Here is a 16,148-nt window from a genome sequence, read left to right on the forward strand (position 1 = left end):
TGGATCCGGCAGCCCACCCCACCTTCTGTCATTTCGAGCGCGCACGCGAGAAATCTCCCCTGCGTTGGACTGAGTCCGACGGGTGGGAGATCTCTCACTGCGGTTCGAGATGACAGGAGACGGAGCGGGTACCGCGCCAACCTGGCGGTTCAAGATGACAGGAGATGGGGCGGCTGCCGCGCCAACCTGCTCTGAGGCCCGTCCGCTGGCTTCACGCGAGAAACGTTTGAGCCGAGAAAGAGGCCGCTACGCCCACATCGCCTTCGCCGCGTCACCAGCGATGCGGCCATCGCCGCCGGAGAAGCCCATCGGCGCGCCATCGGCGCGCCAGCAGGCAGCGCCCTGCATGTTGCCGGATTCCGGATCGATCAGGATGCCGTTCATGCCACCTGCGACCTTCAGCGGGGTCTCGACGACATGGCCGCGTGCTTCCAGCGCCGCCTTCAGCTCGGCGACTCCGGCAAAGCCTTCCTCGATCTCCAGCACCGGCCCGCGATCCCAGATACGCGGTGCTTCGACTGACTCCTGGATCGACATGCCATGGTCGATGACGTTGATGATCCCCTGCATGACCGTGCCGAAGATACGGACGCCCCCCGGCGTACCGATGGCCATGAACGGTTTGCCATCCTTCATCACCAGCGTCGGCGACATCGAGGACAGGATGCGCTTGTCGGGCGCGATTGAGTTCGTTCGGCCCGGATTCGGGTCCATCAGGTGCATGCAATTGTTCAGCAACATGCCGGTTCCCGGCACCGTCACCTTCGAGCCGAATCCGCCGTTGAGCGTCTGCGTCGTCGCGACGATGTTGCCGTCGGCGTCTGCGGCGCAGCAGTGCGTCGTCGATGCACCTTCGCCATCCGGGGGCGTGGCGGCAATGTACTGCTGCGCCTTGGCCATGTCGATCTGAGCGGCGCGTTCTGCGCCGTACGACTTGGACGTCAGCCAGTCGAGCGGAATGTCGGTCGTGGCCGGGTCGGCCATATAACGGAAGCGGTCGGCGAACGCGATCTTCATCGCCTCGCCAATGACATGGACGGTGTCAGCAGAGCCAAAGCCCATCTTGGCGATGTCGAAGTGCTCCAGAATGTTCAGGATCTGGATGATGTGCGTGCCACCCGAAGATGTCGGACCCATGCCGACGACCTCATAGCCACGGTAGGTGCCACGCACCGGCGGGCGTTCGTAGATGCGGTAGTCCTCAAGGTCATCCTTCGAGATCAGCCCGCCATTCTTCGCCATGTCGGCGACGATCGCCTCGCCCAGCGGGCCGCGATACAGGTAGTCCGGGCCGTGCTGCGCGATCGCTTCGAGCGTGTCTGCGTAGTCGCTGCGAACGATGCGGTCGTTGACTGCGGGAACGTTGCCACCCGGCAGAAACACCTCAGCGCTGGCCGGATATCGACCAAGATTCTCGCGCTCCATCTGGATGAGCTGCGAGAGATACGGGCTGACGCGGAAGCCCTGGCGAGCGAACCGGATCGCCGGAGCCATCACTTCGGCGAGCGACAGGCGGCCGAAGCGCTCGACGGCGGTCGCCCAGCCGAGCAGCGTCCCGCCAGTCGCGACAGCGAGATAGCCGGTGCTGTTGAGGTCGCCTTCCACGTCGTTGTCGAGGTTGCCGGGGATCGGCTTGAACATGTCGGCGCTGGCACCGCGCGGCACCGTCGCGTAGTTGTCAATCGTTGTGCAGGTGCCATCTGCCAGTCGGATATTGATGAAGCCTGCGCCGAAGATCGTCGTCATCATCGGCTCAACGACCGACAGAGCGAACATTGTGCCGATGGCTGCGTCGACGGCATTGCCGCCCTGGATCAGGATCTCGTTGCCGGCGAGCGACGCCAGCGGATGGTTCGATGTCACCATCCCCTTGGCGGCTGCGGCTGGCTGCTTCTCGGTCGCGCGCTTTGTGGTTACTGCCATGTGCGTTCCTTTCGAGATGTGGGGAACCTCACCCCCCGGCCCCCTCTCCTGTGAGGAGAGGGGGTGTCATATGTTGCGGGAGCTGATTGCCAATCACCAGGTCTGTTCAGGGCCGCTCTCGCGATCTCGTTGTCAGCACCCAATCGCCCAGACTCAGGACACCCCCCCTCTCCTCACAGGAGAGGGGGGACGGGGGTGAGGTCACCTATCGCTCGTAAACAACCTCGCCACCGATGATTGTCGTTGTGACGCCGAGGTCGGCGAGTGTCGATGGATCGACATCGCGCGGGTCCTGTTCGAGGACGGCGAAGTCGGCCAGCATACCGGCCTTGATCTTGCCCTTGATGTCCTCTTCAAAGGTCACGTGGGCACCGGCGACGGTGTACATCTCCAGCGCTTCCTCGACCGTGACGGCCTCCTCAAGCGCGTACGACTGGCCCGTGCCGGTCCGCTCGGTGACGGCGGCCTGGATCGACTTCATCGGCACGTAGGACGACACTGGGCAGTCCGACGAGAAGACGAGCGGAATTCCGCGCTCGAGGAAGGAACGGAACGGATAGGTCAGCTGAATGCGCTCCATACCGAGGTGGCGGATGAAGCCGTCGCCATACTCCAGGATGAAGACCGGTTGGGTGACCGGGATGACGCCGAGTCGCTGGATGCGATCGAGGATGTCCGGGCGGCAGATGCCGCAGTGCTCGATGCGATGACGATGATCGTCACGCGGGTGGGCGGTGAGCGCCTTCTCGTAGGCGTCCAGCACCCAGTCGATGCCGCGGTCGCCGATAGCGTGGACGGCGATCTGATAGCCCATCGTGTGGGCTTTCATGACGTAGTCCTCGAACTGCTCCTTCGGCATCATCGTCAGGCCGAGGTTGTCGTCGCGGGGGTCTTCCAGGAACGGCTGCGTGACGGCGGCGGTGCGACCGATCAGAGAGCCGTCGATGAACAGCTTGACCGGGCCGACACGAAGGCGGTTGCTGCCGAAGCCCTGCAGTACGCCGAGGCCGTCGAGCTGGTCGATCAGCGTCTCACGGATCATCATGCTGGTGCGCAGCTTCAGCAGGCCGCGTTCCGACGCGATCTGGTAGGCGCGGACATGGTCAGCTGTCAGTGAGCCTGCGTCCTGCGACGAGGTGATGCCCGAGGCCACGTAGGCGTCGTTGCAGCGCTTGAGCGATTCGACGAAGTCCTCAACGGTCGGCACCGGCACCTGGTTGCGCACTGCCTGCTGCGCCGTCTCGTGCAGCACTCCTGTCGGCTCGCCATTTTCATCCACGACGTAGTGGCCACCCTGCGGGTCTGGCGTGCCCACTTGCGAATACCGGCCAGCTCAGTGCCTTCGAGTTGACGGCCGACGAAGTGACCGGAGCCGTTGACGATCATGACCGGGTGATCAGTCGTGGCGGCGTCGAGGTCCTGGCGGGTCGGGTGTCGGCGATCGTCGAGCTTGTTGTCGTCGTAACCACGACCGAGGATCCACTGGCCGGCCGGAGTGTCGGCGGCCTTCTGGCGCACTGCCTCAACGATGTCCGCGATCGTGCGGACTGCCGGGTAGGCAGCGTTGATCTGGCCCAGCGCGGTGCCGTAGCCGATCATGTGGTTGTGCGCCTCGTTGAAGCCGGGGATCATCGTCCTGCCGGCGAGGTCAAAGCGTCGGTGGCCGCGCGGCAGCGCCGCTTCAACTTCCTCGCGCGACCCAGCTGCGACGATGACCTCACGGACGATGCCGACTGCCTCGACCTCCGGGTTGGCCGGATCCATCGTCAGGATCGTTCCGCCCCTAAAGAGCTGTGCGTCTGATCTCACCCCTGATCATCCCTTCCTCATCTGGCCACGCACCAACAGGACTGGTGCTTTGCTCGCTTATAGCGCCTTCGCGGCGTCCACTGCGGCCCGCAGGTTCGCCTCGGGCGTCGCGACTGGGATCACGCACCCCGGCGCGATCATCAGGCGGCGGTTGTTGGTTGCCTGCCGCGCCTCGGTGACCTGAGCGACAACTGCCTCCGCCGACATCCCCGGGATCTCTTTCTCGTTGATCCCACCGGCGACGCAACAATCCGGATAGTTGCCCTGAACGGTCGCCAGATCCGGCCCGACGGCCCGGTCGTGCCAGTTCAGGACATTGCCGGGGTACCCGGCCAGGATATGGAAGAACGTGTTCGCGCCGTGCAAGTGCACCATCGTCACCTGGCTACCGGCGGCAACCGCTTCTTCCATAACCTCCAGATCGTAGTTGGTGCCGAATTCGAGGTACTCCGACTCGGTCAGCATGTCCGAGGTGGCCAGCTGGCTGGCGAAGAACACGCCGTCTGCACCAGCGGCCAACGACGCGCGCGTCATTGCCACGGTCACATCGCGGATTGCCTCCAACGCCTGCCGGACGGCATCCGGATCAGACCGCAGGTGATCAACGACGCGGCCAGCCGACATCTTGCTGGCGATCGTCAGCGGACTGAAGATGGTCTGCAGCACTGGCACGTCCGGTCCGACTGCGTCCCGCACGAGCGCGCAGGCACCAACGACCTCGGCGTTGAATCCGGCATCCACCGGCACCGGCGCGATCTTCGCCCAGTCGGCGGCGGTGTCGATCGGATAGTGCGTCGTCTCGCGCGTGCCACCTGGCGCACCCTGGTACTCGCTCTTCGCGCCCCAGTCGATCGTCGCGTAATCACCCGGCGGCATCAGCTTGATGAAATCCAGCTGATACGTCTCCTGCCAGGCCCGGGTGATGGCCGCCAGATCGGCAGCGGACTGATCCTGATTCGGGAAGTGTCGCCAGATGCTGACTGGCGGACGGTCAACTGCTTCACCTCGTAGCGCCGCATCCACTCGCTCTCGCGGCGTCATTTGCTCGCCCGACATAGCGTCTCCTCTCCTTGTTCTCCGTGTCTCCTCACTGAGCCTGCGTATCGTCGGATTGCCCTTCGAGCAGATAGCGCTCGTACCAACCGATGACGCGGTTCATCAGGTCAATCTGATGCTTGCGCTCGCGAATACCGTGCCCCTCGCGCGGGTAGGTGACGAACTCGGTCGGCACGCCAAGCGTGCGAAGCGCGACGTACATCTCCTTGCCCTGCATCGTGTTCACCCGCTCGTCGGCCGCGCCGTGCAGGATTAGCACGGGCGTCTTCACGTTGCGGATGTAGCGAATCGCCGAGCGCTCCCAGAGCGGATCCGGGTCGAGCGCGGCGGACTGCTCGAAGTACGACAGGTTGGCGCTGGGGATGTCTCCGATCCAGTTGTCGGCCACCATGTTCGGCAGACCAGCACCCATCACAGCCGCCTTGAAGCGATCGGTCTGAGTGACGGACCAGGCTGTCATGTAGCCGCCCCAGCTCCAGCCACCGATGCCAAGGCGATCCGGATCGGCTATGCCGCGCTCGATCAGCGCGTCGAGTCCGCTCATCATGTCGCGGAACTCACCACCACCGATGTCCTGCGCATTCGCGTTCATGTACTCGGTGCCACGCCCGGTGCTACCACGCGGGTTCGGCAGCAGCACGGCGAAGCCACGTCCGGCGAGCATGTGCCCCCAGTCGTGCCAGTTCGCATGGAACCAGCGCGACCACGCCCAGGTTGGACCACCGTGAACGAGCGCGACCGCCGGGTAGCGCTGACCCTCGACGTAGCCATGCGGCAGATAGAGAATGCCGCCGACCTCGATGCCTTCGTCGCTCTGCCAGTGTGTCTCCGAGACCGTGCCCAGCGCAGCGCCGGCAATCTCGGCGTTGAAGTTGGTCAGCGAGCGAAGCCCCCCAGCGCGGCCATCAGTTACATCGGCGACGGCGATCGCCTCCGGATGCTCGGGCGTTTGCCAGACCAAAGCCATGCGCGAGCCGTCGCGGCTGACATCGACCGGCATGTCGATCCAGCCTTCGAGACCGGTGAGGACGGCAGTCAGCTCGCCGTCCCAGCTCAGTCGATAGACTGCGGCGTCCACGCCCTCAGCGCCACCAACCGACAGCGTCTCGCCACCATCCGGCGAGAGCAGGCTCTCGATCGTACCGCCGTAGCCCTCAGTCAGGCACGTCGGCTCGCCGCCGTCGGCGTCAATCACGTAGACGTGTTCGGAATGCACAACCTGTCCGGCAGCTGAGCGGAAGGCGATTTTGCTGTTGTCGGCCGACCAGATCAGGTCGACGGTCGGGCCGGTGCGCGTCAGAATCTTGCGCGACTCGCCGCCTTCGCACGAAACGATCGCCAGCTCGTTGTCGAGGAAGAGGTCGTCCATGCGTGCGTTCGGCGTCGTGCAGATCGCCAGCTGCGTCGAATCTTGCGACCAGCCGTAGTCGCGAACCTGTCGCGATTCGGGCGACACGCAGGTCGCAGCCTTTGTAGCAGGGTCGATCAGCCAGAGGCGCTGGTACTTCTGATCCTTGTCCCAGACGACCGCGTCGTCCTTCTCCTCGTTGCGCTTCTTTTCCTCTTCGGTCTCCGGTTCGGTGAAAAGGACGGAGAGCGTTGTTCCGTCAGGCGACCAGCGCAGCCCGCTCATCGAGCCCTGCTGGTCAAAGACACGCACGCCCTCGCCGCCGTCGGCGTTCATCAGGTAGATCGAGTTCTTGCCGCGCTCCTCACGATCGGAGAGGAACGCGATCCGGCGACCGTCCGGCGACCAGCGCGGGGAGTGATCGTTGGCAATGCCGGTCGAGAATTGGCGAGCGGTATCTGGCGACGTGGCGTCGGCGTCGACGATCCAGAGCGCGGACGTCTCGTGCTCGCCCTCTTTGCTCGCTTGGTCGACGACAAAGATGACTTTGCTGCCGTCCGGCGCGATCCTCGCGTCGGACGCGCGCGTCAACGTCGCCAATTGCTCGGGCGACAGTGGCTTCGGCTCCGGGGTTTCGTCGTTCACGAATCGCAGGTCCCTTCCGACATCGGCAACTGTTCCGGCGCATATCGTCACCGACCTGCGCCGAGAGCGCAAGCAACAGCCGTCTCTCGCGTCTGTTTCGGCATTACCCTATCATCGTCAGCATGTTGTGGCGCGCGGGCGCTCGTTTGACAGGGTAATGAAGGAATACGCATGCGCTGGACATTGGACGACATTTCGACCGCCCGGGACCGATTGCGCGGCGTCGCAGCGCGCTCACCACTCTTAAGGCTGCACGAAAGCGATTCCATCTGGATCAAGCTGGAGATGCTGCAGCCGATTGGCTCATTCAAGATTCGCGGTGCTTACAACGCGATCGCTGCTCGCATGGAGCGTGGCGCGCTTGATGAGGTCACGACACTTTCCGCCGGCAACATGTCGCAGGCCGTGGCGTGGTCAGCGCGCCGCCTCGGGCTGCGCTCCACCGCCATCATGCCGGCCGATGCGCCGGAGATGAAGAAAGCGGCCACTCGTGGCTACGGAGCTCAGATTGAGCTGATCTCGCGTTCCGAGATCATGACGGCGATGCAGGATGGACGCTTCAACGACCGGCCCGGCTTCATTCACCCGTTCAACGATCCGCTGGTTGCAGCGGGCAACGGCACCATCGGCCTGGAGATTCTGGAAGACCTGCCGGATGTCGAGACGGTGATCGTACCGGTCGGCGGCGGTGGGCTGGTGCTTGGCATCGCCTCGGCGATCAAAGAGACGCTTCCTGACGTGAAGATCTTTGGCGTGCAACCGGTGGGCGGCAGCGCGCTTGCCATCTCGCTGGCTGCCGGTGAGCCACGGACCACCCCGTACGAGACGTTCGTCGACGGTGCGGGTGCGCCGTTCGTTGCTGCCGACTCATTCCCCGACTTCCAGCGACTGCTGGCTGGTTGCCTCACGGTGACCGATAACGAAACCAAAGCGGCCATTGCGCGACTGGCAACGCGCAACAAACTTCTGACTGAAGGCGCAGGCGCTCTTGCCGTCGCAGCCGCACTGGCGCTGCCCGAAGAGCAGCGTGGCAAGACGGTCTGCATCCTCAGCGGCGGGAGCATCGACCCTGCACTAGTCGCCGACATCCTCCGAGACTACGCCTGAGCACGCACCATCAGGAGGCCACACCATGACTACCGCCGAACCAGCACGTAACCTGCTCGCCATCACGCCGGTGAAAGCGAACGATGCGACTATCGCTCGCTGGCTTGGCGCAATCGAAAACTCGCGCCGGCGCACCCTCGATCTCCTGTGCGACATCAACCCAGTCGCGATCGACTGGCAGCGCGACGGCGAAAACACGATCGGGACACTGCTCTATCACATCGCGGCGATCGAGGCGGACTGGCTCTACTGCGAAGTCCTCACTCAGCCGTTTCCCGAGGATGTCGTCGCGCTGTTCCCGTGGGATGTCCGCGATGCTGCCGGACGACTCTCCCACGTCGCCGGGCGCTCGATCGATGAACACGTGGAGCTTCTCGCAGCGATCCGGACCCGATTGCTGGCCGCATTCCAGCCGATGACGCTCTCCGACTTCCAGACGCTCCGCGTCCTACCCGACTACGACGTATCCCCCGAATGGGTGCTGCACCACCTGATGCAGCACGAGGCCGAACACCGGGGCCAGATCGACCTGACGCTGACTGCGTTTGCGGCGGATGTTGGACAACAGTGACGGGCCGATGACACCGGTACTCATCCGCCGCCGATACGTTCGCAGGGAGATCGCCCGGGAGCCCCACGGGCGTTGGCACTCCGCGACGGATCGGCCGAGGCGCTGTCCCTATGAACGTCCCGGCGGCGGCTTGCCTACCAGAAACACAGCGGTTGAATATTGAGGTCGCAACCGAAAGATCGCCCACCCATCCGACAAAGTCCAACGCAGGCGACCTGAACGATTGAGTACTCCGACACACCCCACTCCCCCGCCTTGACCAACCCACCCTGCCCCAGCTTCCCGCAAATTCGTGTATTCTCGCAGCCAGCATATCGAGCGGAAAACAACAGAGCATTGACGAGGAGCATGCTGTTATGACAAGCACTTCGAACGAGGAGCCGCGCTCCTACTGGCACGCGACTGCGCCGCCGCCGGTGCCGTCGGCGGACCTGCCGGACGCCAGCGATGTCGTCGTGATCGGCGGCGGCCAGGTCGGTACATGGACGGCGTACTGGCTGGCGCGCGCCGGCGCAGATGTCACGCTGATCGAACGGACAGCGATTAGTTGGGGGGCGACGGGCCGCAACGGCGGCTTCGTTTCAGCCGGCCTGGCTGACGGCTTCACTGCGACGGCTGCGCGAATCGGCGAGGAGGGCGCGTGGGGCGTCTGGCGCATCTCAGAGCAGGGTCGCGAGATCGTTCAGCAGATCATTGCCGAGGAAGGCATTGACTGCGACTACCGCGAGAACGGCACGATCGGCCTGATCCTCGGCGAGGACGAGCTGGACGTGAAGCACGCCAGCGTCGATGAGCTCGCCGCACACGGCGTCTCGATTGAGGCGCTGGATCGCAAGAGCCTGCAGGAGCTGATCCAGACACCTCTTGCGGATGAGATCGCCGGTGGCGTCTTTCACCCGCAGAATGCGCTCGTTCATTCGGCACGCTACCTGGCCGGCGTCGGCGCGGCCGCCCAGCGTCGCGGGGCTCGATTCTGCAGGGCGAACGTGACTCAGCTAAAGCCGGATGGCGACGGCACGCTCGTCGTGACCGAGCAGGGCACCGTTCGCGCTCGCCATGTCGTCGTGGGGGTCAACGCCTGGACCGACGAGCTGGTGCCGGGACTCAAGGGGCTCGTCGTGCCGGTGCGCGGCCAGATTCTGTCGTATGAGCCGATCCCGACGACATTCACCACCGGCGTCGGCGTGGCCGTGACACCGACCGGTGAATACTGGCAGCAGGCGCTCGACGGCTCGATTGTCATCGGCGGCTGCCGCGACGATGCGCCCAACAAGGATGTTGGTGTCCGCGATACGATCCCAACGCCCGATGTCATCTCTCGCATCGCCGATGTCATTCCGCGCCTGTTTCCGCAGCTCAACGGCTTGAAAATCGAACGAAGCTGGGCCGGGCTGATGGCATTCACCGCGGACTATCTGCCAGTGGCCGGGGAAGCGCCGGGTCTCCCGAACGTCTTCGTGGCTGGGGGCTTTTGCGGCCACGGCATGCCATTCGGTCCTCGTCTTGGCCAGCTCTTCACCGAAGCGATTACATCGGGCACGACGCCGGATGCGCTCTTCCCGCTGCGCGCCGATCGCCCGACGCTGACGCCAGTTGTCAGCACGGTATTCGAAGCAGTCGAATAACAGCAGCATCGAGCAAAACGCCCAGACCACCGGTTGTGGTCTGGGCGTTTCATAGCTCCCGTTTGTCGTGACTTGACATTACTGATTGATCACGTACGCTGGACTTGTCCGAATCCAGAATCTGCCTATTGCGATGTCTGATCTATCGGTGTTGAGGAGAGGAGCATCTATCGATGCGCGTCCCTGTGTCGCTCCGAACCCTGTTTGTGTTCGCTATCCTGCTCAGCTCAGTGCTTTCGATGGGGGCAGCCACACCGGCATCTGCCCAGAATCCGCGCTTGCCGAAGTCAATCGACTACTGGGCGCTCGGTGACTCACTCCCGGCCGGCACCGGGCTCGGTGATGACGCGCTCGGGCTCGACCTGACGCCATGTAAGCGCTCCTGGGACCGGTCATATCCGCAGCGCGTGGCGTCTGCCCTGCGCGCATCAATTCCGAACGTCAATTTCACTCGGGACCAGTTCCTCGCCTGCAATGGCGCGCGCATCACCTACGATGCGCAAGGCGTGGTGAATCGCTGTCTGCAGCATTTCTGGTGGAACCAGGACTGCAAGAACAAGATGCTCCACAATCAGGTTGACACCGTCATCCAGAAGCTGGAACAGAACAAGCGGAACGGCATCGCGAAGCCAACGCTGGTGACCATTACCGCAGGAATCAACGACCTGGACTATACGAATCCGGCGACGATCTATCAGGTGATTACATGGGGAGACGACTGGTTCAACTGGTATCTCAAGGAGCGCAGCGAGGGTGTGCGACTCGGTCTGACGGCTGAAATTGCCCGTCTGGCGAAGTATCCGAACGTTACGGTCGTCGTCACGGACGTGCACAATCCGTTCAACACCGACAGCATCATCTTCCACCTGCCGGGGAGCCAGTGCAGTGTCGCGCCGCCACCGTATCCGGGTGCTGCGTCGCTCGACTGCTACCAGCGCAGTGAGGATGCGGTGCATGCGATCAACCAGGCGATATCGGTTGCCCGCAGCCAGAACTTCCGCAGCGGTCCGATCGGGTTCGCGCAGCTCCACGACCTGTTCCACGGCCATGAGTCGCCGATGGCAAGTACGCCGCCGGGCATCGCGCCGTGCGGCTACGCTCCTCCGGGCACCGGCGAGACGTGGGTCCAGTACTCGACAGATCCAGCATCAAACTCGCGCCCGTTCCTGTTTGACGGGCTCGCGCAACTCCTCGTCCCGGGTATCGGGCAATGGACGGGAGATTGTGTCCATCCGAATGACCTCGGCGCACAGCAGTTTGCGAACGCCGTGTCAGGGATTGCGCTGGACATGCTCCACCAGTAGTAGCCACGCGCGCCACGACAGAAGCCGGATTCGTAATCCGCATCCGGCTTCTGATTCATTGGTCATCGCGAGCAACGCTGCGTGACCTGTGGATGAGGCGGCTTCGCTGTCAGACGCGATCGCGCTTGAGGAATCCGGTCATACAATGCACGCCGCCGCCGGCCTTCATCAGCTCGCTGATGTCAACTTCGAGGACTTCGAGCCCAGCAGCAGCATAACGTTCTGCCGACTTCTGGCCGCCCTTGGGCATCATGATCTTGCCCGGCTCCAGCGCGACGAAATTCATCGGCATCAAGCCATGCGCTTCTTCCTCAACGACTTCGACAATCTTGAAGCCGCGCTCCTGTAGCTTACGGACAACCGGAGACGGTGTCCGATACGGCCAGACAACGGCGACGTCGGTGCTGGCCAGTGCCAGGACGCCGTCGAGGTGCATCGCACCCCACGCGAGCTGGACACGGACGATCTCCTTGACGCCGATCTCACGCAACATGCGCTCGACCTGGTCAGCACCAGCCGTGTTGGTGCGGAGCCCCTCCGCCAGGAAGCAAAGATCGTCGTCCACCCACAGGCAATCAGCACCCTCGAATGTGCCGGAGCCATGGACCGACATGAGGATTGGCACGCCGTTACGGCCGAGCGCCTCGGCAACGAAGCGCTCCTCGCCGGCCCGGACCGTCGAGGCGGGACGGGTGATGATCGCACCTTCGGGGGTCATCAGCAGGAGGTCGCGGATAAACATCTGATTTGGCTTGTCGTCGCGATTGTTCTCGACGTAGTAGACCGAGACGCCGTTGGCCTCGTACATATCGGCCATGACGTCGTGCTGGACGCGCGCAAGATCCGGGTTCAGGTCGGCGCGCATCTGGACGGCGTCGAAATCCGCGATGTTGTCCAGCTCGGAACCCGGTCGGCGCAGCAGCACGGCACGAAGACGTCCGACCTCGGAGCCCGAACCCCAGTCGCCCCACTGCTCGCGCATGTCTGCGCGCATGTCGTTCGTGCGTGGCGACCACTTTTCACCACCATAGGCAGCACTCAGGCTCATGAACTCATCCCTCCCGTGACGGAACGCGTCTATTGCGCGCCGTTTGAATCTCGTCGCGGTCGTCGTCGTCGGTTGCGGACGTCGCGTCCCGGACCGGCCAGCACGGTGATCTCGCTCGGCTCGAGCGTCACGGATTCGCCGTTGTCCAACCGAACCGTGACCGTCTCATTCAGGATTTGCATTGCATGCACGTAGCCCTGTCCCTGCTCGGTCATCACTTCCTGGCCGAGGCGCGGCAGGCGCGTGCGGGCTTCGCGGTACTGCTCCTGCTCGAACGACAGGCAGCACAGCAACCGGCCGCAGACGCCGGACAGCTTGTCGGGATTCGGCGATAGATCCTGCACCTTCGCCATAGTCATCGAGACATCGGCGAACTGCGGGAGCCATGTGGAGCAACACAACGGGCGGCCGCAGCGACCAAGTCCGCCCAGCAGCCTTGCTTCGTCGCGTGGCCCCACCTGATGCAATTCGATGCGGCAGCCAAAGTGGCGCGCCATTTGACGGACAAGTTCGCGGAAGTCGACTCGACCGTTCGCCGCGAAGTTGATCGTCAACCGTGCGCCATCAAACGAGTAGTCGGCCGAGATCGGCTTCATTGGCAGATTGAGATCGCGCGCCATGACGGCGAACGTTCGCAGCGCATCGCCCTCCATCGCGCGACGCTCTTCGGCCGAGACCAGGTCCTCTTCCGTGGCGCGGCGGATGATCGACCGCACGTCGCCATCCAGCAGGACCGCAATGACCTGCTGCGGCGCAATGACAACCTGCGCCAATTCAGCCCCGCGCGCGGTGTCAACGACAACCCAGTCGCCCGAGACAAGCTCGATACCTTCCGGGTCGACGTAGTAGGTCCGACCCGAGTCACGGAATCTGACTCCGGCAACTTGTCGCTCGCTAGTGTCGATGGCTGCCCCTTCGATCGAAGGGAGCGCGTGCTCGCAACCGTCGCACCCGCAATCGTTCAGCATCAGCGACGAGCGAAATCGACCCGCGACCGGCGACAGGATGACGCGCTCGCGGAACCGCCGACGCGCGTCTTCGACCGACGAGGAATGGGCTGTGCAGCTTAGTCCGGCCATTGCATCACCATTGCATGGAGCGCGATACGCGCTTGTACGTTATTTGAAAGGTCGACGAGGCACTGGCGGCTGGCATGTAGTGCGCGATAGAGATCGCGGAGTTCGTAGTTCGCCGACCAACCGGCGAGCCGATCGCCAACATCCGCGTAGGTCACTTCTTCCGCCAGGCCAACACGATACAGCAGAGCGTCACGCCAGATGCCGGTGACCGTATCGACCAGCTGAAACGTTTGCGCTCGGCGGCGCGTGAAATCGCGAGCGATCGCGCCGGTTAGCTCGACGCGCCCCAGCGGCGTTGTGACGTGCTCGTAGGCCGCCTCAACCAGCTCGCGATGGCTCAGCCGGGCTTCCGCCGATGCGGCCATCTCCAACGCCCAACCGATCCGGCCGTGGGCAGCCCGCGCGAGTCGGTCGGCAAGCTCCGGACCGGCATCGCGGGCGGCCAGAGCCGATGCGATCTGCAGTCGCGGCACCCCGCCAAGCTCGATGACACGGCAACGAGAACGGATCGTCTCGCTGACCCGCTCAGCCGATTCAGCGAGCAGGACAATCACCGCGAACGGCGGCGGCTCCTCGATGGTCTTCAGGTAGGCGTCGGCGGCGTCACCAGAGAGCAGGCCGGCGTCGGCGACGATCTGGAGCTTCCAGCGTCCGAAGATGGGCCGAGTCACGATGTCCTGACGCAGAAACTTCACCGAGTCGATCGACAACGCCTGGCGAGCGACGGTCCGGCTCTTGGTCGGGATGACCGCATCCTGCCAGTCGAGGTCAACGAAGGTCACATCTGGGTGGCTGCCGCGGGAGGCGCGACGGCATTGCTCACATGTCCCACACGGCCTGGCAGCGACATCAGCAGTGCAGTTCAGCGCACGTGCCAACGCCAACGCGAGCGTCGTCTTGCCAACGCCAATGGGGCCAGTAACGAGGTACGCGTGCGAAACGTGACCGGACTCCACTGCACCGGAGAGGGCATCGACCTGAGCATCGTGGCCGATAATGCCCCATCTGTCAGCAGCAGAAGATCTCACGCTGCCCGAATCCGTTTCTTCGGCTTTGGTGGTGCCGACAGCGACGAATCGACCTCTTCACCTTCGGAGAGCGCAGCGGCGATTGCTTCGCGCTCCTTCGTCGGAATCGAAGATTCGCCTTGTGGGAACTGACGTACGTATTCAAGCAGTTCCGACGCATGCAGAATCGGCTGCGTCGGCTCTTCGATCTTCACCTCAACGTTATCGGCAACGAAGATGATCGCGCCGCTCGGACTCACTTCGATGTTGCGCGATGTGAGGAATGATTTCATCGACTTGATCTGCTCTTCATTCTCGAACGTCGGATTGCCCAATTGCGGTCCGCCGAGCAGGAGCATGCGGCCGAGAGGATTCCCCAGCTTCCGCCAGGTACCCTTCTTGACCTGGACCGACCCGGTAACCTCGCGCGACGTCATCGCGAGAATGCCGTTTGGCATGATCAGGACGTGGTCTGGCCGTCGACCGGGCATGTCGGGATAATGGATGAGCGTGTAGCGATCGGTCAAGCGTTCAAGATCGGCGTCAAGGACCTCGTCGTTGCGTGGACGACGTGACCATCGCGCAAGCTGCTGCATGCCGCCATTGAAAAAGATGAAGCCAACCGCGAGCCCAACCGTTGCAAGAAGGAAGAGAGAAGGATAGAGCAGCGTAATGACCCACGAGCCAATGAGCAGCAACAGACCCGAGAAGACGATCATTTTGCCGGCGCGGCGCCGGCGTTTGATGTATCCAGTATTGCGAACAATGCGCATGCGGTGCGTCACGCCCTTTCCGGCCGATACCGACCGGCGCGTACTCCGGCACGGTGTTGGGGGTACCCGTGTTTGCGCCTCGGGCACAGCGACAGACGCCGGAGCGCGGCATCTTCTGCAGTCTAGCACGCCCCGCGCGGCGTTCCAACGCGGGCCGCTCAGGCGCGAGTCGGCGCAGGTGCCGATCAGATGACGCCGGATCTCTCAATTGTTGTCGTACATTGGAACGTGCCGACGCTGCTGGATGGCTGTCTGCGCTCGATCGCGGAGGAGTGCGCGGCGACACCGGAGATCGCAACCGAGACGCTGGTCGTCGATTGCGCCTCACCGAACGACGATCATCAGTCGGTAGTATCGCGCTATCCGGGTGTCAGCTTGATCGAGCTGCCGGAGAATCGTGGCTACGCCGCCGGTTGCAACGCCGGAATCTCCGCATCCAGCGGTCGGCTCGTGCTGCTGCTCAACCCGGACATCGTGCTGGAGGCCGGAGCGATCGCTCAGCTGTGTCGTGCCTTCGATATCGCCGACCACATCGGCATGACCGCGCCACTACTGCGGAACGCCGACGGCTCGCTGCAATCCGCCGGCTACGCTTTCCCGCGCCCGCACCATCTGCTCTTCAACCTGCTGCCGGTGTCCGGCCGGCTGATCGAGTCGCCGCTGAACGGACGCACGCCGGTCGGTGACGGCAAGCTGCCGATCCGGATTGATTACCCACTCGGCGCTGCGATGTGCGTACGCCGCCGGGCGATCAACGATGTCGGTCTGCTCGACGAGGGCTACGGCATGTACAGCGAGGAGATCGATTGGGCACGACGATTCGCTGACCACAACTGGACAACTATGCTCATTC

The 16,148-nt window shown here is 63.6% G+C and carries 13 protein-coding genes and 1 pseudogene; 5 read left to right on the forward strand and 9 right to left on the reverse strand.

The window, feature by feature from the left end:
* Positions 1-246: 246 nt before the first annotated feature.
* The 5 genes and pseudogenes from ggt to M9890_08595 form a co-directional block, all read right to left on the reverse strand.
* Positions 247-1,923: a gamma-glutamyltransferase gene (gene ggt / locus M9890_08575; GenBank protein ID MCO5177006.1), complete on the reverse strand. Its 1,677-nt coding sequence runs from the start codon at positions 1,921-1,923 to the stop codon at positions 247-249.
* 205 nt (positions 1,924-2,128) lie between these two features.
* The gene (locus M9890_08580; protein MCO5177007.1) at positions 2,129-3,175 is read right to left on the reverse strand and encodes an amidohydrolase; all 1,047 of its coding nucleotides are present in this window, start codon (positions 3,173-3,175) and stop codon (positions 2,129-2,131) included.
* Between the two features lie 119 nt (positions 3,176-3,294).
* Positions 3,295-3,522: pseudogene (locus tag M9890_08585) on the reverse strand (amidohydrolase family protein).
* 267 nt (positions 3,523-3,789) lie between these two features.
* The gene (locus tag M9890_08590) at positions 3,790-4,788 is read right to left on the reverse strand and encodes a uroporphyrinogen decarboxylase (protein MCO5177008.1); all 999 of its coding nucleotides are present in this window, start codon (positions 4,786-4,788) and stop codon (positions 3,790-3,792) included.
* A 31-nt stretch (positions 4,789-4,819) separates the two neighbouring features.
* On the reverse strand, positions 4,820-6,781 hold the full coding sequence (locus tag M9890_08595) for a S9 family peptidase (GenBank protein MCO5177009.1): 1,962 nt from the start codon (positions 6,779-6,781) through the stop codon (positions 4,820-4,822).
* Positions 6,782-6,952: 171 nt separating this feature from the next.
* Between M9890_08595 and M9890_08600 the strand changes: the two genes are divergently transcribed.
* From M9890_08600 to M9890_08615, 4 genes are all read left to right on the forward strand, one after another.
* Positions 6,953-7,888, forward strand: a complete 936-nt coding sequence (locus M9890_08600; GenBank protein MCO5177010.1) for a pyridoxal-phosphate dependent enzyme — start codon at positions 6,953-6,955, stop codon at positions 7,886-7,888.
* 25 nt (positions 7,889-7,913) lie between these two features.
* Positions 7,914-8,459 (forward strand): DinB family protein, encoded by a 546-nt coding sequence (locus M9890_08605; GenBank protein MCO5177011.1) that lies wholly within the window; start codon positions 7,914-7,916, stop codon positions 8,457-8,459.
* A 356-nt stretch (positions 8,460-8,815) separates the two neighbouring features.
* Positions 8,816-10,084 (forward strand): FAD-binding oxidoreductase, encoded by a 1,269-nt coding sequence (locus M9890_08610; GenBank protein ID MCO5177012.1) that lies wholly within the window; start codon positions 8,816-8,818, stop codon positions 10,082-10,084.
* A gap of 173 nt (positions 10,085-10,257) precedes the next feature.
* Positions 10,258-11,388: a GDSL-type esterase/lipase family protein gene (locus tag M9890_08615; GenBank protein ID MCO5177013.1), complete on the forward strand. Its 1,131-nt coding sequence runs from the start codon at positions 10,258-10,260 to the stop codon at positions 11,386-11,388.
* A 109-nt stretch (positions 11,389-11,497) separates the two neighbouring features.
* Here the strand turns inward: M9890_08615 and M9890_08620 are convergent, their stop codons facing one another.
* From M9890_08620 to M9890_08635, 4 genes are read right to left on the reverse strand one after another with little or no spacing between them, the layout of a single operon-like run.
* Entirely contained in the window at positions 11,498-12,436 is a 939-nt protein-coding gene (locus M9890_08620) for an arginine deiminase family protein (GenBank protein MCO5177014.1), read from the reverse strand.
* 29 nt (positions 12,437-12,465) lie between these two features.
* Positions 12,466-13,515 (reverse strand): hypothetical protein, encoded by a 1,050-nt coding sequence (locus tag M9890_08625; protein ID MCO5177015.1) that lies wholly within the window; start codon positions 13,513-13,515, stop codon positions 12,466-12,468.
* A complete protein-coding gene (locus tag M9890_08630; protein MCO5177016.1) occupies positions 13,503-14,543 on the reverse strand; it encodes a hypothetical protein in 1,041 nt (346 codons plus the stop codon). The genes M9890_08625 and M9890_08630 overlap by 13 nt, the downstream gene beginning before the upstream one ends.
* Positions 14,540-15,295, reverse strand: coding sequence for an NERD domain-containing protein (locus M9890_08635; protein MCO5177017.1), 756 nt, complete (start codon positions 15,293-15,295; stop codon positions 14,540-14,542). Before M9890_08635 ends, M9890_08630 begins: the two co-directional genes overlap by 4 nt.
* 189 nt (positions 15,296-15,484) lie before the next feature.
* Between M9890_08635 and M9890_08640 the strand changes: the two genes are divergently transcribed.
* Positions 15,485-16,148 (forward strand): glycosyltransferase family 2 protein (locus M9890_08640; GenBank protein MCO5177018.1); only part of this gene is annotated, 664 nt, incomplete at its 3' end.

The organism is Thermomicrobiales bacterium (assembly GCA_023954495.1).
Lineage (GTDB): Bacteria > Chloroflexota > Chloroflexia > Thermomicrobiales > CFX8 > JAMLIA01.